Annotated in this window: 8 protein-coding genes; all 8 read left to right on the forward strand. The window is 70.0% G+C overall.

The window, feature by feature from the left end; genetic code table 11:
* The first annotated feature begins 182 nt into the window (after nucleotides 1-182).
* Nucleotides 183-1259, forward strand: a complete 1077-nt coding sequence (locus tag A9O63_RS16930; RefSeq protein ID WP_069332982.1) for an AI-2E family transporter — start codon at nucleotides 183-185, stop codon at nucleotides 1257-1259.
* Nucleotides 1256-1936: a P-loop NTPase family protein gene (locus A9O63_RS16935; RefSeq protein WP_069332983.1), complete on the forward strand. Its 681-nt coding sequence runs from the start codon at nucleotides 1256-1258 to the stop codon at nucleotides 1934-1936. Before A9O63_RS16930 ends, A9O63_RS16935 begins: the two co-directional genes overlap by 4 nt.
* A 59-nt stretch (nucleotides 1937-1995) precedes the next feature.
* A complete protein-coding gene (locus A9O63_RS16940; RefSeq protein ID WP_069332984.1) occupies nucleotides 1996-4182 on the forward strand; it encodes an RNA degradosome polyphosphate kinase in 2187 nt (728 codons plus the stop codon).
* Nucleotides 4183-4318: 136 nt separating this feature from the next.
* Nucleotides 4319-5860 carry a Ppx/GppA family phosphatase gene (locus tag A9O63_RS16945; protein ID WP_069332985.1) on the forward strand — a complete coding sequence of 514 codons (1542 nt, stop codon included), beginning with the start codon at nucleotides 4319-4321 and terminating at the stop codon, nucleotides 5858-5860.
* Nucleotides 5857-6459 carry a VOC family protein gene (locus A9O63_RS16950; protein ID WP_069332986.1) on the forward strand — a complete coding sequence of 201 codons (603 nt, stop codon included), beginning with the start codon at nucleotides 5857-5859 and terminating at the stop codon, nucleotides 6457-6459. The genes A9O63_RS16945 and A9O63_RS16950 overlap by 4 nt, the downstream gene beginning before the upstream one ends.
* A 22-nt stretch (nucleotides 6460-6481) precedes the next feature.
* Nucleotides 6482-6958 (forward strand): GNAT family N-acetyltransferase, encoded by a 477-nt coding sequence (locus A9O63_RS16955; protein WP_069332987.1) that lies wholly within the window; start codon nucleotides 6482-6484, stop codon nucleotides 6956-6958.
* Between the two features lie 31 nt (nucleotides 6959-6989).
* Nucleotides 6990-7673: a molecular chaperone DjiA gene (locus A9O63_RS16960; RefSeq protein ID WP_069332988.1), complete on the forward strand. Its 684-nt coding sequence runs from the start codon at nucleotides 6990-6992 to the stop codon at nucleotides 7671-7673.
* Nucleotides 7674-8693, forward strand: coding sequence for an endonuclease/exonuclease/phosphatase family protein (locus A9O63_RS16965; protein ID WP_069332989.1), 1020 nt, complete (start codon nucleotides 7674-7676; stop codon nucleotides 8691-8693).
* The last annotated feature ends 168 nt before the right edge of the window (nucleotides 8694-8861 follow it).

Below are 8861 nucleotides of genomic sequence, written 5' to 3' on the forward strand. Positions count from 1 at the left end.
GCTCCGGGGCCGGCCCCTGCCCGGCCTCGCCGCCCCCGGTCGGACGGTCCGCGCGGCCCGGCGGCGGGTGCCTTGCCCGAGAAGGGGTCTCTTGCGCCTCTCGTTCCCGCGGCCCGAGCCCTTTCCCTTGCATGAACCGGGGCCATGGGCCATTTCTGCGGAACATCACCGAGGTATCAGGCATGGCCCTTCCGATCAGCGATCAAGCCAAGTGGTGGGGGCTCTCGACCCTCGTCTTCCTGCTCGTGCTCTGGCTGCTGGGCGACGTCATCCTGCCCTTCATCGTCGGCGGCGCCATCGCCTATTTCCTCGACCCGATCGCCGACCGGCTCGAGCGGGCGGGCCTGAGCCGCGTCGCGGCCACGACCCTCATCTCGGTGGCGATGCTCCTCGTGGTCGTGCTGCTCGTCCTGTCGGTCATTCCCACGCTGGTAAGCCAGCTCACCGCGCTGATCGACGCGGCCCCCACGATCTTCCGCCAGCTCCATTCCTTCCTGCTCGACCATTTCCCGCAGCTCTCCGACGAGACGAGCACGGCGCGCCAGACCCTCCTCTCGATCGGCGACACGATCAAGGAGCGCGGCGGCGAGGTGGCCAACACGCTTCTGACCTCGGCCTACGGCGTCATCAATGCGGTGATCTTCATGGTGGTCGTGCCGGTGGTGAGCTTCTACCTGCTGCTCGATTGGGACCCGATGGTGGCCAAGATCGACAGCTGGCTGCCGCGCGACCATGCGCCGACGCTGCGCCGCCTCGCGCTCGAGATCGACGAGGTGCTGGCGGGCTTCGTGCGCGGCCAGATCTCGGTCTGCCTCGTGCTCGGCACCTTCTATGCCGTGGCGCTGGCGGCGGTGGGGCTGCAGTTCGGCCTCGTGGTGGGGGCCATCGCGGGGGCCATCACCTTCATTCCCTATGTGGGGGCCCTGATCGGCGGCGCGCTGGCCATCGGCCTCGCCCTCTTCCAGTTCTGGGGCGACTGGCTCTCGATCGGGCTCGTGGCCGGGATCTTCGTGCTGGGCCAGTTCCTCGAGGGCAATGTCATCACCCCGCGGCTCGTCGGCGGCTCGGTGGGCCTGCATCCGCTGTGGCTCCTGTTCGCCCTCTCGGCCTTCGGCTCTATCTTCGGCTTCGTGGGGATGCTGGTCGCGGTGCCGGTGGCGGCGGCCATCGGGGTGCTGGCGCGCTTCGGCATCCGGCAATATACCAGCTCGCGCCTCTACCGCGGCACCCATCTGCTGACCCCCGAGGACGAGACGTGAAGGGCCAGCTTGCCTTCGACCTGCCGATCCGCCCGGCGCTGAGCCGCGAGGATTTCTTCATCTCCCCCGCCAATGCGCTCGCGCTGGCGAGCCTCGACGGCTGGCGCGACTGGCCGCGGGGCAAGATGGTGCTGGTGGGCCCGCGGGGCTCGGGCAAGACCCATCTCGCCCATATCTGGGCGGCCCGGGCCGAGGCGCGGCTCATCCCCGCCGAGGCGCTCGCGCGGGCCGATCTGCCGGCGCTGGCCGCCGACGGGGCGGTGGCGGTCGAGGATGCCGAGCGGCTGGGCGGCGACCGCGCGGCCGAGGAGGCGCTGTTCCACCTCCACAACCTGATGCTCGAACGGGCGGGCGCGCTGCTCATCACCGCGGCCAGCCCGCCGCGCGACTGGGGCCTGGGGCTGCCCGACCTCAAGAGCCGGATGCAGGCCGCGGCCGTCACCCGGCTGGAGGCGCCCGACGACGCCCTCCTCTCGGCCATGCTGGTGAAGCTCTTCACCGACCGTCAGATCGCGGTGCCGGGGATGCTCGTCCCCTGGCTCGTGGCGCGAATGGACCGGTCCTGCGAGGCCGCCCGGGCGCTGGTGGCGGCCCTCGACGCGCGCTCGCTGGCCGAGCGGCGGCCCATCTCGCGCCAGATGGCCGCAGAACTTCTCGGATTGACCGCCACAGAATGAGATCCGTCGCATGACCGTCACAAGAAGCGGGCAAACGGACCCGAACCGAGGCTGAGAGCATGACACCGGCAGATTTCCTGAGAGCCCCCTTCCCCGAACCCGTCACCCTGCCCGAGGAGGAAGTCTCGGGCCCGAGACGCTTCTTCAACCGCGAGCTCAGCTGGCTCGCCTTCAACTGGCGCGTCCTCGACGAGGCGGGCAATCCGCGCGTTCCCCTGCTCGAACTCCTGCGCTTCCTGTCGATCTCGGCCACCAACCTCGACGAATTCTACACGGTGCGCGTCGCGGGCCTGCGGGCGCTGGTGCGGGCGGGCAACCTCATGCTCTCCGAGGACGGGCGGACGCCTGCCGAGCAGCTCCAGCTCATCAATGCCGATGCGCGGCGGCTGATGCAGACCCAGCAGACGGTCTGGAACAAGCTGCGCCGCGAGATGGAGGAGCAGGGGATCTCGATCCTGACCCGCTCGAAGCTCACCGTCCGCGACCTGCGCCACCTCGAGGATCATTTCCTCTCCAAGGTCTTTCCGGTGCTCTCGCCGCTGGCCATCGACCCGGCCCACCCGTTCCCCTTCATCCCGAACACCGGCTTCACGCTCGGGCTGGAACTCGAACGCATGTCTGACCGCCGCCCGCTTCAGGCGCTGCTGCCGATCCCGCAGCAGATCGCCCGCTTCGTCGAGCTGCCCGCCAAGCCCGGCGAGCACCGCTTCCTGCCGCTCGAGGAACTGCTGCTGCTGCATCTGGGGATGCTCTTTCCCGGCTATACCGAGCGCGGGCATTGCACCTTCCGCGTGCTGCGCGACAGCGATCTCGAGGTCGAGGACGAGGCCGAGGATCTGGTGCGCGAATTCGAGACCGCGCTGAAGCGGCGCCGCCGGGGCGAGGTCATCCGCATGAAGATCTCGGCCGGCGCGCCGAAGGAGCTGCATGCCCTCATCATGGAGGAACTCGGCGTCACCTCGGACGAGGTGATCGAGGTGCGCGGCCTGATCGGGGTGGCCGACCTGAAGGAGCTGGTGATCTCGGCGCGCCCCGATCTCCTCTGGCCCGCCTTCACGCCGCGCGTGCCCGAGCGGCTGGCCGACCACGAGGGCGACATGTTCTCGGCGATCCGGCAGAAGGACATCCTGCTGCATCACCCCTACGAGACCTTCGACCTCGTGATCCGCTTCCTCCAGCAGGCGGCGAGCGATCCGAACGTGCTGGCGATCAAGCAGACGCTCTACCGCACGAGCTGGGACAGCCCCATCGTCTCGGCGCTCTGCGAGGCGGCCGAGGCGGGCAAGTCGGTCACGGCGCTGGTGGAGCTGAAGGCCCGCTTCGACGAGGCCGCCAACATCCGCCAGAGCCGGCGGCTGGAACGGGCGGGCGCGCATGTGGTCTATGGCTTCATGCACCTGAAGACCCACGCCAAGATCTCGACCGTGGTCCGGCGCGAGGGCGACAATCTCGTGACCTACACCCACTACGGGACGGGCAACTACCACCCGATCACCGCGCGGGTCTATACGGACCTCTCCTTCTTCACCTGCGATCCGGCGCTGGGGCGGGACGCGACCAAGATCTTCAACTATCTCTCGGGCTACGTTCAGCCCGCGGGGCTCGAGAATGTGGCGATCGCCCCCATTACCCTGCGCGGCCGCCTGCACGAGCTGATCGCGGCCGAGGCCGACCATGCCCGCGCCGGGCGCCCGGCCGAGATCTGGCTCAAGGTCAATTCGATCATCGACCCCGAGCTGATCGACGCGCTCTATGCCGCCAGTCAGGCGGGCGTGAAGATCAGCCTGATCGTGCGCGGGATCTGCGGGCTGCGCCCCGGCGTGAAGGGCCTGTCGGACAATATCCGGGTGAAGTCGGTCGTCGGGCGCTTTCTCGAGCACAGCCGCATCGTCTGCTTCGGCAACGGATCGGGCCTGCCCTCGAAGAAGGCGCGGGTGTTCTTCTCCTCGGCCGACTGGATGGGCCGCAACATGGACCGCCGGGTCGAGACGCTGGTCGAGGCGCTGAACCCCACGGTGAAGGCGCAGATCGTGGGGCAGATCATGGCCGCCAACCTTGCCGACGAGTCGCAGAGCTGGCTGCTCCAGCCGAACGGGCGCTATGTCCGCCCGCCGGTCGCGGCCGACGAATCTCTCTTCTCCTGCCACGCCTTCTTCATGGAGAACCCCTCGCTGTCCGGCCGCGGCACGGCAGGGGCCAAGGATGTGCAGCGCCTTGCCACGCTGCGCGACGAGGGGCCCCTGTGAGGCAGAGCGGGCAGACGGCCGGCCTCTCCGCGGGTGCGGGATCGGTTCGGGCGGTCCGGCCCGCGGCCTTCGCATTCAGCATTGACGGAGCCTCCTCAGCCATTACCTTGGCCGCAACCAACGCGGGAGATGTGCCGTGAACGACCTCCCGGATCCGCATGACGAGTTCGGCCTGCTGGGCAGGCCCCTGTTCGAGGATCCGTCGGCCCGCGCGCTGTCGCGCGTGGGGGTGGTGGATGTGGGCTCGAACTCGGTGCGCATGGTCGTCTTCGACGGCGCGGCCCGCAGCCCCGCCTATTTCTTCAACGAGAAGATCATGTGCGGTCTGGGTCAGGGGCTGGCCGAGACCAACCGGCTGAACCCGCGCGGCCGCGAGCGGGCGCTGGCCGCGCTGAAACGCTTCGCGCTTCTGGCGCGCGGCATGAAGGTCACGCCCATGATGGTGGTCGCCACCGCCGCCGTGCGCGAGGCCGAGGACGGGCCCGACTTTCAGGCCGAGGTGCTGCGCGAGACCGGGCTCAGGCTCTGGGTGATCGACGGCGACGAGGAGGCGCGGCTCTCGGCGCAGGGCGTGCTTCTGGGCTGGCCCGACGCGCGCGGCATCGTCTGCGACATCGGCGGCAACTCGATGGAACTGGCGCGGATCGGCGACGGCAAGGTCGGCCGCCGCGTGACCTCGCCGCTCGGCCCCTTCCGCCTCCAGCAGGTCAAGGGCACGCCCAAGGAGCGGCAGGCCCATATCTCGCGCATCATCAAGGGGCTGAAGGACACGATCCAGCCCGACCACGACCGCATCTATCTCGTGGGCGGCTCGTGGCGGGTGATCGCCCGCCTCGACATGGAGCGGCGCGGTTATCCGCTGACGGTGCTTCACGAATACCGGATGCTGCCGCGCTCGCTGATGGAGACGCTCGACTGGATCGAGGCGGGCGATCTGGCGGCGCTGCGCGTCCGCACCGGCACCTCGCCCGAGCGGATGGAGCTTGTCCCCCTCGCCGTCGAAGTGCTGCGCGAGCTGATCCGCATCTTCCGGCCGAAGGAGATCGACGTCTCCTCCTACGGCATCCGGGAGGGCCTGCTCTACGAGCAGATGCCGCCCCGGCTCCGCGCGCGCGATCCGCTGATCGAGGCCGCGCGCATGGCCGAGGCGACCTCCGCCCGCAGCCCCGGCTTCGGCAAGAAGCTGCACCAGTTCCTCTCGCCGCTTTTCAAGAACGCCCCCCCCGACCGGCAACGCCTCATCCGGGCCGCCTGCCTCCTCCATGACACGACCTGGCGCGCCCATCCCGACTACCGCGCCGAAATGTGCTTCGACAACGCGACCCGCGCCAATCTGGGCGGGCTCGATCATCCCGGCCGCGTCTTCCTCGGGCTGGCCCTCCTCCACCGCTACAAGAACTCGCGCTCGGGCTCGCGGCTCGAGCCCTTGTTCCGGCTGCTGAGCGAGGAGCAGATCCTCGAGGCGGAGGTGCTGGGCAAGGCCATGCGCTTCGGCTCGATGTTCTCGATCGAGGATCCGAGCACCGCGGGCAGCCTCAAGTTCATGCCGAAGAAGAAGGTCCTCGAGCTGACGCTGACGCCCGAGGGCACGGCGCTTTATGGCGAGGTGGCGCAGGCGCGGTTCAAGTCGCTGGCCGCCGCGCTTCATGCGACGCCACAGGTGAAGACCACCGGATGATGCAGCTCGACCATGTGGCGGTCGCGGCCGCCGATCTGGCGGAGGGCACCGCCGTCGTCGAGGCGGCTCTGGACCTGGCCATGGGGCCGGGCGGCGCCCATCCGCTGATGGCCACGCACAACCGGCTGCTGGGGCTCGGCGACAGCTACCTCGAGGTGATCGCGCCCGACCCGGCCGCGCCGCGCCCGCCCTTCCCGCGCTGGTTCGACCTCGACCGGTTCGCAGGCCGCCCCCGCCCCTCCAACTGGATCCTGCGCTGCGCGGATCTCGACGCGGCGCTGGCGCTCCTGCCCGAGGCCGGCCGCCCGCTGGAGCTTCGACGCGGCGGGCTGCGCTGGCGGATGGCCGTGCCCGAGGACGGGCGGCTGCCCTTCGACAATCTCTTTCCGGCGCTGATCGAATGGCAGGGCAGCCCGCCGTCGCTGCCCGATGCGGGCCTGCGGCTCGCGCGGATCGAGATCCGCCACCCCGAGGCCCCGGCGCTGGCCCGGCGGCTCGCGGCCCATCTGGCAGACGACCGCGTGGCCTTCCTCGCCAGCGACCGGCCCGCGCTGCGCTTCACGCTGGACGGCCCGCAGGGCCCGCGCCTGCTCGCATGATCCCCGCCCCGGAGCTGTCCCGATGATCCGTCCCGCCGTGGATGCGGATGTGCCCGCCCTTCTCGCGATCTGGAACCCGATCATCCGCGACACGCTGGTGACCTTCAACGCCGAGGAGAAGTCGGCCGACGATCTGCGCGCGCTGATCGCGGCGCGGCCCGCGTTCCTCGTGGCGGATCCGGGCGAGGGGCCGGTGGGCTTTGCCAGCTACGCCCAGTTCCGCGGCGGCGTGGGCTACCGGCACACGATGGAGCACACGATCATCCTCGGGCCTGCGGCGCGTGGTCGCGGGCTCGGGCGCGCGCTGATGACGGCGATCGAGGATCATGCGCGGCGGGGCGGCGCCCATTCGCTCTTTGCGGGCGTGAGCGCGGGCAACCCCGAGGGCCGCGCCTTCCATGCGGCGATGGGTTTTGCCGAGACGGCGGTGCTGCCGCAGGTGGGCTACAAGTTCGGGCGCTGGCTCGACCTTGTGCTGATGCAGAAATTCCTCTCCTGACACCACCGGATCGGCGGTTTATGCTGGCCCCATGTCGATCTGGACCCGCATCACCGACGCGCTGGCCGCCCTCGCCTCTGGCGAGAGCCTGTCGGCCGTGCTCGACCGCCTGCGCACCCCGCCCGAGCGGTCGGTGGCCTTCACCATTGCCGTGATCGCGCTGGGCGCGAAGATGGCCAAGGCCGACGGGCAGGTGACGCGCGACGAGGTGGCGGCCTTCCGCGAGATCTTCGCGATCCCGCCGGGCGAGGAGGCCAACGCCGCCCGCGTCTTCAACCTCGCGCGGCAGGATGTGGCGGGCTTCGATGCCTATGCCCGCAAGATCAAGGGAATGTTCCGTGACGACGACCGGATCCTCCTCGATCTGATGGAGGGGCTCTTCCACATCTCGGTGGCCGACGGAAGCTATCACCCGGACGAGGACGCCTTCCTGACCGAGGTCGCCCGGATCTTCGGGATCGGCGACCGCTGCTTCCGGGCCCTGCGCGCCCGCTTCGTGAGCGACGCGCCGCGCGATCCCTACGACGTGCTGGGGGTGGAGCATGACGCGCCGATCTCGGAGGTGCGCAGCGCCTGGAAGCAGGCGGTGCGCGACTGCCATCCCGACCGGATGGTGGCGCGCGGCGTGCCGGAGGAGGCGGTGAGGCTCGCCGAGCGGCGGCTGGTCGATATCAACCGCGCCTGGGAGGAGATCAGCGCGAAACAGGCGGCCTGAATGGCCCGCCCGCTGCGCATCGCCACCTACAATGTCGAATGGTTCAACGGGCTCTTCGACGACCACGGGCGGCTCAGGCCCGACAACGAGCTGTCGGGCCGCTACGAGATCACCCGCCGCAACCAGATCGAATCGCTGGGCATCGTCTTCACCGCGCTCGATGCCGACGCGATCATGGTCATCGAGGCGCCGAACCAGAGCCGGCGCCGCTCGACGGTGAAGGCGCTCGAGACCTTCGCGCGCACCTTCGACCTGCGCGCCTCGCGCGCGGTCATGGGCTTTCCCAGCGAGACCGAGCAGGAGATCGCGCTCCTCTACGATCCGGCCCGGATCGAGGCCCATCACGATCCGCAGTCGAGCGCCAAGGCGCCCCGGTTCGACGATGTGTTCCGCTTCGACATCGACGTGGATGCCACGCCCGAGGCCATCCGCTTCTCCAAGCCGCCGCTCGAGCTTGCGCTGAGGGCCGACGGCCACCCGCTGCGGGTGATCGGCGTCCATGCCAAGTCCAAGGCCCCGCACGGCGCACGCAACCCGGCCGAGGCCGTGCGGATCGCGATCCAGAACCGCCGCCAGCAGCTGGCCGAATGCGTCTGGCTGCGGAGGCGGGGGACGGCCCTCCTTGCCCGCCATCAGAGCGTGCTGGTGATGGGCGATTTCAACGACGGCCCGGGGCTCGACGAATATGAGAAGCTCTTCGGCCGGTCGGGGATCGAGATCGTCCTCGGGCTCGAGGAGGCGCCCGAGCTGCGCCTGCACGAACCCCATGCGCGCATGGCGCTCACGCAGCGGGTGGGCATCCAGCCCAGTTCGGCCCGCTTCTGGCTCGCCCCGGAGCAGCAGTATTTCGAGGCCCTGCTCGACTTCATCATGGTCTCGGCCGATCTGGCGGCGAAATCGCCCCGCTGGCGGATCTGGCACCCGCTGAACGACCCGAACTGCTTTCGCACCCCCGAATTGCAGCAGGCCCTTCTCGCGGCCTCGGACCATTTCCCGGTCACGCTCGACATCGACCTCTGACGTCTCCCGGCGCCCGGTTCCCGCCCGGCCGCGAGGGTCCGCTGGCGAGCCTCGTCGCCAGCTCCCGTGCGGGCGGCGCATCCGCAGCGAGCGGGCGGGCCGAAGACCCGTCCGTCGCCCCGCCGCCATCGGGCGGGCGACCCCGGCAATCCAGAACCCCGCCCGACC

It is taken from the genome of Cereibacter johrii (assembly GCF_001720585.1).
Taxonomy (GTDB): domain Bacteria; phylum Pseudomonadota; class Alphaproteobacteria; order Rhodobacterales; family Rhodobacteraceae; genus Cereibacter_A; species Cereibacter_A johrii.